General features: G+C 74.0%; 1 protein-coding gene. It reads left to right on the top strand.

Translation table 11 applies throughout. The features are described 5' to 3' along the window. Positions 1-214: hypothetical protein (locus EN859_RS38565; RefSeq protein ID WP_189502599.1), on the top strand; the 214-nt coding region annotated here is incomplete at its 5' end. Positions 215-285: the final 71 nt, after the last annotated feature.

Genomic DNA, 285 nt, shown 5'->3' with positions numbered 1-285 from the left:
GAGCTACGTGCACGACAACCCGGGCGGCACCGAGGCACACGGCGTCGATCTCCTCGACGGCGATGCCCCCGCGGTCCGCATCCTGGTCCACGGCGCCCTGCCGACCACGATCGAGCACGAGGGCACGACGTGGCTCGCGACCGGTGACGCGCACGACGACGGGGACCCGTCCGCTCCGCCCATCGCGATCTACCGTCCCGTCCGACACGACTGACCGCGGTCCGTCCCGCCCTGGCCTCCGCCGCGGGTCGCCCCGTCATCCGTCGCTCGGCTGATGCGCGTGGC

Source organism: Mesorhizobium sp. M00.F.Ca.ET.216.01.1.1 (assembly GCF_004010325.2).
Taxonomy (GTDB): domain Bacteria; phylum Pseudomonadota; class Alphaproteobacteria; order Rhizobiales; family Rhizobiaceae; genus Mesorhizobium.
Note: the sequence above shows the minus strand (reverse complement) of the source record. Positions and strands in the feature narration are given on the sequence as shown.